We start from the raw sequence: 15,180 nt of genomic DNA, 5'->3' as shown, positions 1-15,180 counted from the left end.
TGTCGTATTGGTGTTCGTCCGGTGGACTTGGCGACGGCGAGGTTTGACCCGGTATGGGGTGTGGGACCGCTGGATGTGTCGGAGGACGGGCTGGTGGCGCTGAGGTACGGGGCGAGTGGTCAGTGTCGACCGTGGACGTAACGCGGGGCTGGCGCACCTTCTGTGTGCTGGTGTTCATGTGACTGCTGTCGGGCGTGCGGGTCGCCTCGGGGTGGTCAGGAGTCGAGCAGTGCTCGTGTGTGTTGTTCGAGTGGTTGGGCGAGGTCGGGGTATTCGCCGCCGTCGATTCGGCGTGACAGTCGGGCGACGACGTAGAGCTGCGCGAACCGACCCGCGTCTGTGTCGAGTACGTCGGCGTAGACCTCGCGCACGCGCTGCGCGATGTCGGGGACCAGGAGGCTGTAGCACAGCAGGGTCGCCGCGTCGGTGCCGACCGGCCCGCGTCCCCATAGTTCCCAGTCGAGCAGGCCGAACCGTGGGCGTAGCAGGTTGGCCCAGTGCACGTCGCCGTGCACCGTCTCCCACTCGGGCACCGTGGGGTCGACCGCATCGCCGAACCGTTGGACAAGGCGCTGGGTGACCTTGTCCTGACTGCTGTTGACGCGCTGTGTCGGAGTGGCGGCGACGGTGTCGGTGGTCCGGCGCAGTTCGGCCCACCACTGGTCGGACAGGTCGATCCCGGTGCGCAGCGCGTCGGTGGGTGAGCAGGGGGAGCCCGGCATCCGGGTCGTGATCTCGGCGCGCTGCTGCCGCCATTGCTCCCACTCGAACACGTCGAGCACGTACGGCTTGGAGAGGCCGGCGAACCCGTTGGCGTCGAGGTTGCCGGTCCAGAAGTCGCCGCCGATCCACTGCTTGTCCTCGGACACGACACGCAGCCAATACTCGGCGCCACCGCGGCGGACGGGCGCGCTGATCGACCGGTCGAGCCACCCGTGCAGCGGTTCACCGGTCACGACCACGCCGAAGTGTTCGGCGGCGCGGACGAGGTTGTCGCGCATCCACTGCCGGAATCGTGCGTCGGCGTCGCTGGTGTCGACCGGCACGGTTGCCCCCTTTCACTGGTCGGTGGTGTACCGCAGGTAGGCGTCGGGATGGTTCATGTACCGGCGCCAGTGGTCGACCAGTGCGAGGTCTTCCCACGCGGTCCGCCGGAACCCGTGGTCGCCTACCTCGACGATGTCGGCTCCGGGGGTGGCGGCGAGGATCGGCGAGTGCGTCGCGCAGATCACCTGCGCGCCGGATCGGCCGAGGTCGTAGAGCAGGTTGACCAGCCGCAGGCACGAGGTGAACGACAGTGCCGCCTCGGGTTCGTCCATCAGGTAGAAGCCGGGTTCGCGGACCATGGACGACAGCACGGTGAGGAAGCCCTCGCCGTGGCTCATCTCGCTGGTGTCCTCTTCCCAGTAGCCGCGCATCCCGCTGACGGCCTGCATGAAACCGAACGCGGTCTCGGCGCGCAGGAAGTACCCGCGGCGTTTGGTCCGCGTCCCGCTCCGGTGGCGGGCGCCCGCGGTGGTGGTGTCCCAGCGCAGCAGCTCGCCGAGGGGGGTTTTCGGCCGGTCGTTGACGTACTTGCGCCCCGCTCGTCCGCCGCGCGCGTCCAGTCCCCACGCTTCGGCGAACGCCTCGACGAGGGTGGACTTGCCCGAACCGTTCTCCCCGACCAGGAACGTGATCGGCCGCTGGAACTCCATGCCTTCCGCGGCCAACTGCGCCACACACGGCACGGTGAGCGGCCACGAGTCGGACACGTCAGGAGACAGCAGTTCGTCGGGAATGTACGCGCGGCGGGCGAGCATGGGCGTGTCCTTGATCAGTATTCGGTCGGGACGCACTTCCCCTTGGGTGTGCAGTTGTTCGCCGGCGCGCACGCCGGGCTGCAGCTCGGCCCGCACTGCGGGTCGCACATGGTCGGCACGCACGGCGACACGCGCGCGAACTGCCCGGCCAACGCCGCCGTGGCCGCCTGCATGGTCGGCCCGTTCAGGATCTCGACGAGTGGGTCGACCCGCACGTTACCGACCGGCAGCCAACGCGAGAACACGCACGGCCACACCGAGCCGTCGGAAGCGACGGCGACCCTGCCATCGCCACACGCCCCGCACAGTTGCGATGCGTCGGGCGCCGCGGTACGTGCTCCACGCCCGACACCGCGCAGACGGTCGACCCGCACCTCACCCACGACTCCCAACGCGGCAAGTTCGTCGCGCGCCTGCTCGACACGCTGCCCGTCGCCGAGGTCGACCACCCCGACGCGAAGCGGGACCGACCGGCGTACTGCCTCCACGATGTTGGCCTTGGTGCGCAAGTGGCTACCGCGCCCCTGGGTGATGTGCTCGTGCTCGTCGGCGCGGTCGCTGTAGTAGCTCGTGGCGAGCTGCACGCCCTGTTGCGCGAAGACGTCCCAGAGCCCCGACGGCACGTGCACCAGATTACTGAACACCTCGACCTGCATACCGAAGCCGAGAGCGCGGTTCACGAGATCGGGTAGACCGCGGTGCAGAGTCGGCTCACCACCGATGAACTGCACCATTCCGGCTCCCAGTCCGACAGCCTGCTCGATGACACCTTCCCAGTCCGACAGGGCCATTGCGCCGTCGGTGCCACTCGGAGCGGATTCCGCATAGCAGTGGGTGCACCGCAACTGGCACTTGCCTGTGATCTCCAACCAAAGAAACGACAGATCGTTCACCACGACACCTCCCCTGTTCGAACAGCACTGCCGAACATGCCCGGCAAGCGCACCCCCACCTACCGCCGACAGGGCGACAGGCCCTCGACACCCGGGGCCAGGGCGTGTGCTCGTCTAAGCGGCTCAGGTGAGCTGTGCTGAAACCGCACTCGCGTGCTCGACCCTGCGGTGCACTGCCGCTCACCGCGCCTCGACGTGGAGCACGTGAAGACGCGACAACGCCCCGAAGAAGGAAAACCGGCTCCAACGATCTCCAGCATGTCCGTGGAGAACCACGTGTTCGCCGACGACGATCCGACGACGCAGGCTCCGCTGTCGACCGCAACAGTTCATACTCCTCACCCGCCTGCGGCGCCAAGCCACCAGTCAACCCACACCGACACCGAAACCGTGATCACCGAGTTCATCCGCCTCCTCACCATGCTCGACGACCTCGAACACCACCCGGATATCCACACAGGACTTCCGCTGACCGTCGACAACATCCGAACCACGGTGCCAAACCTGCTCGGACGACCCATCCACCGGCACGAACACCACAGGCGCACCGGAGCCCGACCGTCCGGACGCTGACGTACATACGCACCGCACAGACCATCCCTCGCTCGCGTAGGAAGACAGCGGCACTGTGGACGATTGCGTCAGCTTGGCGGACTACCCCCGCTCGCGCGGGGAAGACCCCATGGGTGGGACCGCGAACTTCGGGTTGCCGGGACCACCCCCGCTCGCGCGGGGAAGAAGCCCGGACCACGGCCGCGGACTTCTCCGGCGCGGGACCACCCCCGTTCGGGCGGGGAAGACGAGGTCCAGGCCGCCGCCGTCATGGCGCGTCAGGGACCACCCCCGCTTGCGCGGGGAAGACGACGAGGACTGAATATTCGTGGGGACAGATCGAGGATCACCCCCGCTTGCGCGGGGAAGACATGCTCGACATGGCCAAGTCCATACCCAAGGACGGACCACCCCCGCTCGCGCGGGAAGACCCGCAGACCCAGGAGTGGGAAGACGGGGATGTGGGACCACCCCCGCTTGCGCGGGGAAGACGCGCGAGACCTGCGCATAGATGTCCAGAACCGGGGACCACCCCCGCTTGCGCGGGGAAGACTGGACCGGGAAGCCGCCGCAGCGCGGCACGAGTGGACCACCCCCGCTGCGCGGGGAGACTGGCGGCGGTGACGCGGCGGGCGCGGCGCTGGACCACCCCCGCTTGCGCGGGGAAGACACAGGGACGCCACGCCTCGCCGCCGACTCCGAAGGACCACCCCCGCTTGCGCGGGGAAGACACCTTGCCGAACGGCGTCGCGTAGCTCGACCCGGGACCATCCCCGCTTGCGCGGGGAAGACCTCGACGAGTCCACGGGAATGAAGGTGTCCTTCGGGACCATCCCCGCTTGCGCGGGGAAGACCTGCTCTCGGTGACTGCCGCTGCGGGTATCGGCGGGCCACCCCCGCTTGCGCGGGGAAGACAACGAACTCGCCACCGTGAAGCAGGTCGACGAGGGACCACCCCCGCTTGCGCGGGGAAGACTCGCAGGACGCCGACTCGCCGAGCTTGAACGGCGGACCACCCCCGCTTGCGCGGGGAAGACGTCGCGCCGGACTGCACCATCAACGCCTACAACGGACCACCCCCCGCTTGCGCGGGGAAGACCGAGGACCCTGGCGCGACGCCTGCGCGGCCGACGGACTACCCCCGCTTGCGTGGGGAAGACGAACGGGGCACGGCGATGACCAGCGCCCTGGCGGGACCACCCCCGCTTGCGCGGGGAAGACAAGCGCGGCGAGGAGTACGTCCGGCACGTCGCGGAACCACCCCCGCTTGCGCGGGGAAGACCCCGGCGGAGCGGATCGCGACCAGCAGGCGGGCGGACCACCCCCGCTTGCGCGGGGAAGACGACGTCGGTGTTGTTGTGGATCGAGCCGGCCTGGGGACCACCCCCGCTTGCGCGGGGAAGACCAAACAGCAGGACTCCATTCTGGACTCGACTGCGGACCACCCCCGCTTGCGCGGGGAAGACTACGTCACTGACGACATCGGCGGCCGGAACTTCGGATTACCCCCGCTTGCGCGGGGAAGACTTGCCGAACCGGTCGGTCAACCGCCAGAACTGGGGACCACCCCCGCTTGCGCGGGGAAGACTGGGCGGCTCGATGTCGGTGAAGCCGGCACCGGGGACCACCTCGCTTGCGCGGGGAAGACGGCGGCGTCGTCGCCATCCACCGGGGCCGGGCGGGACCACCCCGCTTGCGCGGGGAAGACGAACCGGGCGAGGACTACGCCCGTCACGTGGCGGGACCACCCCCGCTTGCGCGGGGAAGACGTGACCTGCGGTGATGGGTTTACCGGGCCCTGGGGACCACCCCCGCTTGCGCGGGGAAGACGTCCCTCAGGTCCGCACGCTGCTTCTGGTTGCGGGACCACCCCCGCTTGCGTGGGGAAGACGTGACCGCCAGTACGGCGGCAGCCAAGGACGGCGGACCACCCCCGCTTGCGCGGGGAAGACCCCCGCGACTACCTGGCGAACCTGCGCGCCGTGGGACCACCCCCGCTTGCGCGGGGAAGACGGCTAGAATCACCGAAGGCATTTGGTTCCGCTTGGACCACCCCCGCTTGCGCGGGGAAGACATTTAAGCAGTCGCCACGGCAGGCTTCCGCTTCGGACCACCCCCGCTTGCGCGGGGAAGACTCCTTCAACCCGCGGCCGTAGGACTCGCGGGCGGGACCACCCCCGCTTGCGCGGGGAAGACCGGGGGACGGGCGGGCTGCACGGCGGTGTGGGGGGACCACCCCCGCTTGCGCGGGGAAGACCGGACACCGGAACGACGACGACCACGGCCCCACGGGACCACCCCCGCTTGCGCGGGGAAGACCGGCTTTCAGGGAGCAGCAGCAGGGCGCACCGCGGACCACCCCCGCTTGCGCGGGGAAGACCGGATCGCCATCGACAACAAGATCACCGGCCAGGGACCACCCCCGCTTGCGCGGGGAAGACGCCGTGCGGACGGCGAGGAACACGCCGTGGTTCGGACCACCCCCGCTTGCGCGGGGAAGACCGACTGGCGCGGTCGGTACGGCTTCGCGCTCGTGGACCACCCCCGCTTGCGCGGGGAAGACGTGGCTGTACGTTCACAGGGAGTCGGGGGCCATGGACCACCCCCGCTTGCGCGGGGAAGACACTTATTGACCAGCGAGTTTACAACGCCGTAGGTCGGTTTTGATTCGAGTTGTCACGGTGTCGTAATGATGCTCGTTCGGTGGGCGGGCGTCCTCGGTGGAATGGGCTGCACAAGGCTGAGCGGGCCGCTGCACCTGTTGGAGGACGGACTGGTGGCACTCCCCCCGTTACCTTTTTCGTAGCTCCTGATAAAGGAGTCGTGGTCGCCAGGTCCGGCATGACTGACGCCGCCAGTCGAGCGCATGATCCCGGGGGGTGGTGTCACCGGGCCTGGTGGCATCGAGGGACCGCTGACAGGGACACGGCCGGCCGCCGGGCAGGTCTCGTCGTAACGTGGGTGCCGGCCGTCGATGCCCGACCGGCGACCACCCGCGATGAACGAACGGCAGGACGGATGACCAGCGGTTACGAGGTGTTCCTCGGCCTGGATGTCGGCAAGGGCGAACACCACGCCGTCGGCCTGGACCCGGCGGGCAAGCGGCTGCACGACGCGCCATTGCCCAACAGCGAACCGAGGCTGGGGGCGCTGTTCGACAAGCTCGCCGCGCACGGACCGTTGCCGGTGGTGCCCGCGCGGCCGGTCACCGGGTGGCCTACCTGCCCGGCCTGGCCATGCGCCGCATCGCCGACCTCTACCCCGGCCGGGCGAAAACCGATGCCCGGGACGCGTTCGTCATCGCCGACGCGGCCCGCTCGCTGCCGCACACCCTGCGCCCGGTCGACGTCGGCGACGACGCCCTGGCCGAGCTGGACGTGCTGGCCGGGTTCGACGACGACCTGGCCGGCGAGGCCACCCGGATCGGCAACCGCATCCGCGGCCTGCTTACCGGCGTCCACCCCGCGCTCGAACGCGCGATCGGCCCGAGGATCAGTCACCCGGCGGTGCTGGAGATCCTGTCCCGCTGCGGCGGCCCGACCGGCATCCGCGCCGCCGGCCGCCGCAAGCTCACCGCGATCGCCACCGCGCACGCGCCCCGCATGGGCGACAAGCTGGTCACCGCGATCCTGGCGGCGCTGGACGAGCAGACCGTCGTCGTCCCGGGCACAACGGCGGCCGACACCGTCCTGCCCCGCCTGGCCGACAGCCTGAAAACCGTTCTCCGGCAACGCAAACAGGTCGCCACCGAGGTCGAAAGGATACTCGAAGCGCACCCTCTTGCCGGGGTCCTGACCTCCATGCCCGGCGTCGGGGTCAGGACCGCAGCCCGCATCCTGCTGGAGATCGGCGACGCCACGGCGTTCAAGTCCTCCGGCCACCTGGCCGCCTACGCCGGCATCGCCCCGGTCACCCGCAGCTCGGGCACCTCCATCAAGGGCGAGCACCCGGCCCGCACCGGCAACCGCAAGCTCAAGCGGGCGTTCTTCCTCGCCGCGATCGCCGCCCTGTCCGACCCCACCAGCAGGGCCTACTACCAGCGGAAACGCGGCGAAGGGAAGAAACACAACGCCGCGCTGATCTGCCTGGCCCGGCTCCGCTGCGACGTCCTGTTCGCCATGCTCCGCAACAAGACCTACTACCGGCACCCGGAGACCACTCCCGCCCCGGCTGCGGCTTGACAACCACATAGGACACCCCCGGTGAGGACCTGCAACGTACGGCAAGGCCGGCACGAAGTGACGGCCGGGACCTCAGCGCTGGCACTGTGCGACAGGTAGGAACCGCATAACCGGCGATTTGGTGTTGGGACCTCTCACTCAAAAGGGTGGTTCTCGCAAGGCGATGTCGATCTCCGATGCGACCGCGGCCGTGACGTCGCGCGTGACGCGGAACAGGGTCAAGCGAGGAGGTTCACGAGGTTGATGTGATCTCCGATGATAGCGTTGTAGCAGGTAGATGATGGTGTGGCCGCTGGCGGTCGCCCTCCGGAGGCGGGTGCGCAGGTTCGAATCCTGCCGGGGGCACTACACAGACGGTCCCGTTGGGGAGATCTTGCATCTCCATGGCGGGGCCTTTCTGTTTCGGGAAGAGGATGACCACCGCCTCCTGGGTCGTGCTGGAGACGGCGTTGATGGTGTCGCCCAGCAGCGTCACCCGGCACGTGGCGGTGCGACTGCTGTGGTCGTAGTGGATCTCCAGGCGGAGGGCTTCGAACAGCCGGCGTGAAAGTTCGTCCGGGAGTTCGACCAGGTCGACCGGGGTGATCGGAAGGTGGTCGAGCAGTGTCGGGTTGGGTGCTCGCTGAACCTCGTCCTCGGCTTCGGCGAGTTGACGCGCCAGTTCGTCCCGCTGGGACCGGAGGTCGGCTCGCCGCTCGTTGATGTCGCGGATGAAGGCTTGGTCGACGTCGTCGGCGACTTCGAGGGTGCGCACGAGGCGCTTGCTCTTGGTCTCGGTCTCCGTGATGGAGCGGCGGAGCGCGATGATCTTGGCTTGGTGCTCTTGCCGGGCGTTCTGGTCGATCATTCGAAGGCTCGCGTCGAGCAGTTGGCGTCGGTAGGGGCCGAAGACGTGGTCGGCCAGGAAGGCGTTGAGGCCGTCGAGGAGGTTGCTCTCCCGCACCCAGTAGGTGGAGGGCGGGTGTCCTTCCGGGATCCATGCCTTCTTCGGCGCGCAGACGTAGTAGGCGCGTCCCCACTTCGACTTGCCGTACAGGCGCCGGCCGCAGAGCACGCAGAAGAGGTAGCTGTGGAGTCTGTAGATCCGCTTCGCCTGCGGGTTCCGGCTCTTGGTGGTGGTGCGTGACCGCTCGCGTCGTTCCGCGACCTGCTGGGCCAGGACGTAGGTCTCCAGGTCGACGAGCGCCTCGTGGGTGGGTTCGGGCGACCAGACCCATTCCGACACCGGGTTCATGCGGTTCTTGCCGGTGCCCTTGCGGGCCCGGCGGTTCCACACCATGTGGCCGGTGTGCTTCGGGTTGGTGAGCATGTCGCGGACGTTGGAGTAGGTCCACATGCCGACGGCCCGGTCCGGCTCGACCGGGGTGGGTGGCGGGTTGGTCGCCAGGTCCTGGTTGAGCCGGTCGGCGATGGCTTGGTAGCCGAGCCGCTCGGCGACCCGCCAGCCGAAGGACTTCCGCACGACGGGTCCTTCGATTGGATGGACTTTCAGCAGGGTCTTCTTGATGCCCTTCGCGCGCTTGGCCGGAACGGGGTGCGGGATGTTGTTCGCGCGGTAGCCGTAGCACGGTTTGCCCACGTTGTAGCCCTGCTCGGTGTGGGTCTCGAAGCCGTCCCAGCTCTTTTCGAGCATCTCGATGACGTACCACTCCGCCACGCCCTGCTTGACCCGACGCGTCAGGACCTGCGTCGAGGTCTTGGTACGACGACCCGTGTTGTCCAGCCGGAACGGCTCGTCCGCGGCGATGAGCATGACGCCGGCCTTCTCCAGCCGGTGCTCGATCTCCGTGGAGGCGTACGAGCGGCGGCCGACGCGGGAGATGTCCTCGCAGATCACGACGTCGAAGCGGCGGTCCGGTCGTTCGGCCTCGTCGAGAAGGTCCTGGATGCCGCCGTCGCGGGGAACGGGGATTTGGAACAGTTCGTGTGCTTGCCCGCGTCCACGGTCGGACAGGTCCTTGCGGCCGGATTCGATGTCGTAGAAGTGCGCAACGACGACCGCGGTGTCCGGGAGAACGCCGTGGCAGGTGCGCAGCTGCCGCGGGATCGACAGCGTGGGGTCTTGCTGGTCGTAGGTCGAGGTCCGTCCGGCGAAGGCAACGCGGATGAACGAGGGCTTCGCGCGTGCAGCCGGTCCTGCCAGCGGATGCGCGCGGTCTACGCGGCGCGGTCCTGCCCATTCTCGGAGCGCTTCTGGGCCACCCATGTCGTCACCTCCCACAACACTTGTGCTTGTTCCAGTCGGAGCCGCTCGGCTTCGGCGCCGTCAGCGATCCGGATCTCGAAGATCATGTCCGGGGCTTCATCCGGACTGGGCTGCCCGGAACTCTGGTCGCGGTCGCGTGCGCTAGCCACAGGCGCACCGCCTTGGACGAGGAAGGATCGCGGTAGCTGAGGCGTAGTCGCACTCGCGTACCCAGAGGAACCGGCTGCTGATACGGCTGAGACGATCGACGCGCGCGCAGACGATCGCCTCGAAGCCGTGTCTAGCGGCGGGCAGAACCGCTGCCAGGTCATCCCAACCGCCGTCGTGGTGCGATGAACCACCGGCGCCGCGAACCGCCAGTGCCATGAGGTCGTCGACGGGGCCGGGCAGCTCATAGAAGAACCTGTCGATCTCGGCACCGCAATCAAGGACCTCCTCGCATCGACGCAACTGTCGAGCGAGGTTCAGTGCGTCTGCGTCAACGGTTCGCTTCATCTCTCGTTCCCTTGGGCGCTGTGCAGACCTCGTGCGCGACTCAAGACCGGCCGCCGTCGAGCGCTACGCGGCTGCCCATGTCGACGCTCCCGCGCGGCGCAACGGACAGCAGCCTGCCACTCAAATAAGGTAGCTCCTAACTTAACTAGGAGCAACCTACCTGAGTTAGGCGGCATGTGTCCTCCGAAGCTGCGGCGGCTTGAACACGCCGTGAGGCCCGTCGGGTTCATGCCGCCCATCGGGAAGACTGGGCTGCGATCGGTACCCAGAAGGGGTACCGCAGACAGGCAAGCGTGGGAAGGCGTGGCGGTGCAGCTTCGATGGCGGCTCAGACAGGTGATGGCCTCCCGCGAAGTGTGGACAGGCAAGGAGCTGCGCGAACTCCTCGCCCGACGCGCCAACTTCACCTTGTCCGCGCCGTCCGTGTACGCGCTGATCAACAACGAGCCGGTCCAGATGAAGACCGAGACCCTGCAAGCGTTGTGCACCGCGCTGCGGTGCACGCCGGACGAGCTGTACGGGGTCAGACCTCCGCGCGAGGTCTCGCTCGCCGACGATCCGGGGACGAACGATTCCCCGACCAGCCGGTGACGAGTACCCATTGAGGGCTGCGGTGGCCGTTTCATGCGGCTTGAGCCTCGTCGTCGTGCACACCGAGACGTAGAAGATCGTCCAGCATGGTTGGACGGCGAACGCTGCCTGTCGGGGGACAACGCCGTTGCCCAGTGCTCTCAGCTGGGCGGCCCGAGGTATCCCGACGGAGGTCGCCCAGCCTGGGGCGAGGCCCATGAGCCATTCGACGAACAGGGGTGACAGGCGGGGACGCCCCCTCATGCCAGCTTCTGTTGGATGCGGGGCTGCTATGCCGCGGGTGAGTTCCCATCGCCGGATGGCTGGCGCATACGGTCCCCAGTCGACGTGCTCGGTCTCGGGCTTGGCCTGACGGGCGTCTACGGTTCGGGCGGTGTGGGGAACAGCGGGAGGACCTCCTGGGACAGGGGAGGACGGAAACCTGCCCCGGCTCTCCTGCCGGCTGTGCCCGTGTCGCTCGCTCGTGGCGTCGGCAGCAGCCTTACCGCAATCGACAGGGGCATGCCCATTCCGTTGCCGTTGATCCCGCGCGCACGGTGCCGTGCCTGCCGCTGCAACCAACCCTCGGGGTCCTCGCCATCGTTGGGGTTGCTGCTCGCCGGTGTCGGCAGGAAGGTCGTCACCGTGTCGGGGAGGTTTACCTGGTGCCCCCCTGCCAGACGCGATTCCGGCGAGCATCCGCCGCGCGTGTCGTCCCGTGCTTGCGGTGTCGGGAGCAACCTGACGGACTCGCACGGATTCCGTCTCGGGCGCGCTGCCGTCGCGGTCGCCGTCTTGGTCGATCGGCCGCGCGGAGAGGACGGTTCCGGCCGGATAGGCGAGCAGAAACACCCGTTCGCGTCGGTGGGGTGCGCCGATGTCTGACGCTCGAACGCTTGTCCACTGCGCGTCATACCCGACTTCGGCCAAGTCGCCGAGAACGATGTCGAGGCCGCCTCGGCACCAGCGGAGGGCGGCGACGTTCTCCACGATGAGGAGCGTCGGTCGTAGATGGCGAACGGCTGCGACGACCTGGCGCCAGATTCCACTGCGGGTCCCTTTCCTGATGCCGGCTCGACGGCCGGCTGCGCTGATGTCCTGACATGGGAATCCGGCGGTGAGGACATCGACGGGCTCAACCTCCTGCCAGTCGATGGTGGTGATGTCGCCGAGGTTGGGTGCGTCCGGCATACGAGCGGTAAGGATCTTGCTGACGTGTGGGTCCGGATCCGCCACCCACAGCACTCGTCCGCCGCCAAGCGCGGTCGCCACGCCGAGGTCCAGGCCGCCGTATCCCGTGCAGAGCGAGCCGAATGTGAGGTCGGGCTTCGCTTCGAGATGTCCAGGGAAGCGGTCACGCAGCACTGTCATGACCACCTTCCTCGGCCACGCGCTCAAGCTGCGCTTGGTGAAAGGTGCGCTCGTCAACCAGCGGCTCGTGCACCTTCGACGCCGAGGTGACCCACTGCTCGATAGGCGTCGGGCGGCCGGCGATGGTGCGGGCCCAGACCTGGCGGCCGGTGTACTTGACGTTGGTGACGATCCGCCGAACCCCCTTGGCGGTCCATCGCCCACTGGGCACAGGGGCTGGGTACTGGCTCGGGTCGCTGTTGAGTCGGGCGGCGATGACGGCGAAGGCCAGGCCGTGGTCGGCGCGCCAGATGAAGATCTGCTTGACGACGGTGGCGGTCTGCCAGTCCGGGACGAGGACCGCGCGTAGTTTGCTGTGTCCGCTGTGTCCGCTGGGGTCGGTGACGCGGATGCGCAGGGCGCGGTAGCCGTAGGGCGGCGGCCCGATCTGGTAGCCGGCGCGGACGAGTTCGACCATCGCCTGACGGGCGCGGCGGGTGGTTTCGGCGTGGTGCGCGGCGAGTGCTGCCCACTGGATTCGGTTGCCGCGAGCGTCGGCCAGTTCGTCGTCAGGAGTCTGGCTGTCCGCGTCGATTTCGGTCTCGACGGCGAGGGTGCTCGACGGGATTGCCCACAGAGTTGTCCACAGGCGGGACCACCACGGTGGACAAGTCTCGGCCACCGGTGTGCCGGTGCAGTGGTGACGACCGGCGGCGCGGAGCGCGGCGCGCTTGCGGCGGAACTCGGTGTGCCGGCCGCACTCACGGCAGTACAGGCGGGCGGTCATGCGGCTCGCCTCCAGCCGGGGTACTCGACGCCGTTGACGGCGGGCCGGATGACCTCATCCTCGGTCGGCCAAGCGGCGCCGGTTGCCGCGGCGGCGGCGAGTTCGGCGTCGTGGGCGAGTTGGAAGACGAGCACCTCGTGGTGCGCGGTGAGCGCGGTCGGCGCACCGGCGGCGCGGGCTCGGGCGCCACCGCGGCGCTCGGCCAGTGAGGCGTGGGTGACCAGTCGGTTGCCGCGCAGTCCGGCGGTCAATGCGATGCACCGCTCGACCGGCGCCAGCCCGGCCGATGTTCCGGCGGCGATGAGCGGGGTGGTCAGGTCGACCAGCGCGCCGTCCGGGTGCTGGCGAAGTGGCGCGATGACGGCGACGTGTCCGCCGGAACGCAGCAGCGGCTCGCAGTAGAGCAGTGTCGTGGCGAGGTCGGCAAGGGCGGACTCGACCGGGTCGCGGTCCGGACCGTTCGCGCGGTCCGGCGCGGTGCGCAGGGTGGTCAGGACGAGTCCGACTCGCCCGATCAACCCGGCGGCCCGGACGGTCGCGAGCACCTTCGGCCGGGCGTCGAGGACCGAGCCGTCGCGCCACGCGCCCACGGTCTTGGCGGCGGTGACGTTGGCGCGAGCGACCGCCCACCACCGGGTGCGGGCGGTGAGTCCGAGCGCGTGACGGCCGGCGCGCAGTGCCTCAACGAGGACGGTGCCGGCACCGCAATCCGGGTCGAGGACGAGGTCGCCGGGACGGGCGTAGGTGGCGATCGCGTGGGCGGCGACGGCGGGCGGAATCCGCTCGGTGTCGGTCTCGGTGCCGGGCACACAGCCGGCGTCGCGCAGCTGCGCGAGAGGGTCGCGCTGTCCGGTCGGCCAGACCGACAGCGGCGGATTCGGCGGCTCCGCCCCCGGCGGCATGGGGAGCGGCCAGGACGACGTGAGGCGGTCAATCATCGAAGGCCTCCTCCCCGTCGGAGGCGTCGGTCGGGGTCGGCTGGCGGGTGAACACGAAGAGGTCGTCGTGCACCTGGGTGTGCCGAGCCGGCGTCGCGGGCGGTCGCCCTGGAGCCTGAGGTCGGACGTGCGTGGCCGGGGCCGCGACGGCGAGCGCGCCGTCGCGGACGGGCACGCGCAACACGGCGATGCGATCGAGATACCGCAGTCCGGCGCGGCGCGCGGCGCGCACCAGCGAGCCGGCGGGGTCGGCGAGCCGATCACGGGAACGGTCACTGTGAGTTATGACGGCGAGGGTGCCGGTCGGGGTGAGCAGACCGGCCCAGTCGGCCGGACGGAACCAGTCGAATGCGCGCGGTTCGGCCGTGGTGATGACGAGGTCGTAGCGGTTCGGACCGACACCGGTCGCGGCCGAGTCCGGTCCGGGACGGCGGTGTGTCGACTGTCCGGCGGGCTGGTCGGTGGTCGGACTGTCGGTGCGCGGTCGGGGTCCGGACTCGGACTCGGTCGACGCGTCGCCGGGGTGTTCGCCGAGTGGGTCGGGGTGGGCGACGGCGGTCTGGATCTGGACGCCGCGGCCGAGTCGGACCACGGTCCAGCCCGCTTCGTGCAGTCCGGCATACGGGCTGGGCCGGGACTGGTTGTGGCCCCCGGTTGGCGACCACGAAGCGGGCGGCGCAAGGTAGGGCGCGGGGTCGAGCAGGAGCACTCGCTGGCCGGGCTGGGTGTAGGTGGTGACGAGCTTGATGACCACGGTCAGCAGCCAGTTGGCTAGCAGTCCGGTTCCTTCGCGGAGGTCGTCTTGAGCGCACGGCCAGACGGTGCTCGGCCGGGCGGGGCGGGGGTGGCGCAGCGTGAGGCGCGGGGTGCGCAGGCGCGGTGTTCGCCACCTCTGCGGTAGCGGGATCGGGACGGTCGGCGGGTTGGCCGGGCTGTGCTCCTGGGAGTCGTCTCCTGGGAAGTCGTTGCCGTGTGTCGGGGTCATGCGGGTCTCCTCCGGAGAGGTGGGCACCGTGCGTTCTGACGCCCCTTAACTCCGTATTTCGACCCCGTTTTGGACACGCCTCGCCAGATTTCTCTACACCGAGCTGGTTCGCGTTCATCGCGACTCGAAGCCATTCGGGCAGTTTCGCCAGAGCCTCTGCCGAGGCGTCGCTTGTTCGGTCGACTTCGACCGCCGCGAACCGTCTCCTGGATCAGTCGCGGAGATCTTCAAGATTTTCCGGCTTCGCTTTGTTGATCTTCTGTACCGACCCGTCGAAGCACTGTGTGGCTAACGCTGTACTAGCGAGCGACTATAACTATAGCTCAATGACTACTAGAGTCGATCAAGCGTCCTGGCGGCGAGCCTGCCCTGTTGTCTTTCCGGGCCGCGTCGGTGGGTGAAATAGTAGTTCGCTAGTAGC

General features: G+C 68.9%; 11 protein-coding genes, 2 pseudogenes and 1 CRISPR repeat array. Of the genes and pseudogenes, 3 read left to right on the top strand and 10 right to left on the bottom strand.

Annotated features, from left to right (window positions below; translation table 11 throughout):
* Positions 1 to 215: 215 nt before the first annotated feature.
* The 3 genes from ACQPZF_RS36285 to ACQPZF_RS36275 are packed head-to-tail and all read right to left on the bottom strand — an operon-like array spanning position 216 to position 2,695.
* Complete coding sequence (locus ACQPZF_RS36285) at positions 216 to 1,046, bottom strand: phosphotransferase (protein WP_433264852.1); 831 nt, start codon at positions 1,044 to 1,046, stop codon at positions 216 to 218.
* A gap of 12 nt (positions 1,047 to 1,058) precedes the next feature.
* Complete coding sequence (locus ACQPZF_RS36280) at positions 1,059 to 1,802, bottom strand: AAA family ATPase (RefSeq protein ID WP_433264851.1); 744 nt, start codon at positions 1,800 to 1,802, stop codon at positions 1,059 to 1,061.
* A gap of 14 nt (positions 1,803 to 1,816) precedes the next feature.
* The gene (locus ACQPZF_RS36275; RefSeq protein ID WP_433264849.1) at positions 1,817 to 2,695 is read right to left on the bottom strand and encodes a radical SAM protein; all 879 of its coding nucleotides are present in this window, start codon (positions 2,693 to 2,695) and stop codon (positions 1,817 to 1,819) included.
* A 258-nt stretch (positions 2,696 to 2,953) separates the two neighbouring features.
* On the opposite strand from ACQPZF_RS36275, the gene ACQPZF_RS36270 reads away from it, so the two are divergent.
* Both ACQPZF_RS36270 and ACQPZF_RS36265 read left to right on the top strand, forming a co-directional pair.
* Positions 2,954 to 3,268 (top strand): hypothetical protein, encoded by a 315-nt coding sequence (locus ACQPZF_RS36270; RefSeq protein WP_433264847.1) that lies wholly within the window; start codon positions 2,954 to 2,956, stop codon positions 3,266 to 3,268.
* A gap of 620 nt (positions 3,269 to 3,888) precedes the next feature.
* Positions 3,889 to 5,871: direct repeats of the CRISPR family, unit length 28 nt; unit sequence GGACCACCCCCGCTTGCGCGGGGAAGAC.
* Positions 5,872 to 6,265: 394 nt separating this feature from the next.
* Positions 6,266 to 7,428: pseudogene (locus ACQPZF_RS36265) on the top strand (IS110 family transposase).
* 232 nt (positions 7,429 to 7,660) lie between these two features.
* Here ACQPZF_RS36265 and ACQPZF_RS36260 read toward each other — a convergent pair.
* The 3 genes from ACQPZF_RS36260 to ACQPZF_RS36250 are packed head-to-tail and all read right to left on the bottom strand — an operon-like array spanning position 7,661 to position 10,129.
* Positions 7,661 to 9,634: a recombinase family protein gene (locus tag ACQPZF_RS36260; protein WP_433264845.1), complete on the bottom strand. Its 1,974-nt coding sequence runs from the start codon at positions 9,632 to 9,634 to the stop codon at positions 7,661 to 7,663.
* On the bottom strand, positions 9,586 to 9,720 hold the full coding sequence (locus ACQPZF_RS36255; RefSeq protein WP_433264843.1) for a hypothetical protein: 135 nt from the start codon (positions 9,718 to 9,720) through the stop codon (positions 9,586 to 9,588). The genes ACQPZF_RS36260 and ACQPZF_RS36255 overlap by 49 nt, the downstream gene beginning before the upstream one ends.
* Before the next feature lie 55 nt (positions 9,721 to 9,775).
* Positions 9,776 to 10,129, bottom strand: a complete 354-nt coding sequence (locus ACQPZF_RS36250) for a hypothetical protein (RefSeq protein WP_433264841.1) — start codon at positions 10,127 to 10,129, stop codon at positions 9,776 to 9,778.
* Between the two features lie 303 nt (positions 10,130 to 10,432).
* Between ACQPZF_RS36250 and ACQPZF_RS36245 the strand changes: the two genes are divergently transcribed.
* A complete protein-coding gene (locus ACQPZF_RS36245; RefSeq protein WP_433264839.1) occupies positions 10,433 to 10,720 on the top strand; it encodes a helix-turn-helix domain-containing protein in 288 nt (95 codons plus the stop codon).
* Between the two features lie 804 nt (positions 10,721 to 11,524).
* On the opposite strand, the pseudogene ACQPZF_RS36240 reads toward ACQPZF_RS36245, so the two are convergent.
* From ACQPZF_RS36240 to ACQPZF_RS36225, 4 genes and pseudogenes are all read right to left on the bottom strand, one after another.
* Positions 11,525 to 12,070 (bottom strand): annotated as a pseudogene (locus ACQPZF_RS36240) (DNA cytosine methyltransferase); the annotation flags it as partial.
* A complete protein-coding gene (locus ACQPZF_RS36235) occupies positions 12,054 to 12,836 on the bottom strand; it encodes a recombinase family protein (RefSeq protein WP_433264837.1) in 783 nt (260 codons plus the stop codon). The pseudogene ACQPZF_RS36240 and the gene ACQPZF_RS36235, both read right to left, overlap by 17 nt.
* Positions 12,833 to 13,774, bottom strand: coding sequence for a DNA methyltransferase (locus ACQPZF_RS36230; protein ID WP_433264835.1), 942 nt, complete (start codon positions 13,772 to 13,774; stop codon positions 12,833 to 12,835). Before ACQPZF_RS36230 ends, ACQPZF_RS36235 begins: the two co-directional genes overlap by 4 nt.
* Positions 13,767 to 14,759, bottom strand: a complete 993-nt coding sequence (locus ACQPZF_RS36225) for a hypothetical protein (protein ID WP_433264834.1) — start codon at positions 14,757 to 14,759, stop codon at positions 13,767 to 13,769. Before ACQPZF_RS36225 ends, ACQPZF_RS36230 begins: the two co-directional genes overlap by 8 nt.
* Between the last annotated feature and the right edge of the window lie 421 nt (positions 14,760 to 15,180).

Origin of the sequence: Actinosynnema sp. CS-041913, assembly GCF_050942485.1 — a bacterium.
Taxonomy (GTDB): Bacteria; Actinomycetota; Actinomycetes; order Mycobacteriales; family Pseudonocardiaceae; genus Actinosynnema.
The sequence above is the reverse complement of the archived record's forward strand: the minus strand, read 5'-3'. Positions and strand labels throughout refer to the sequence as shown.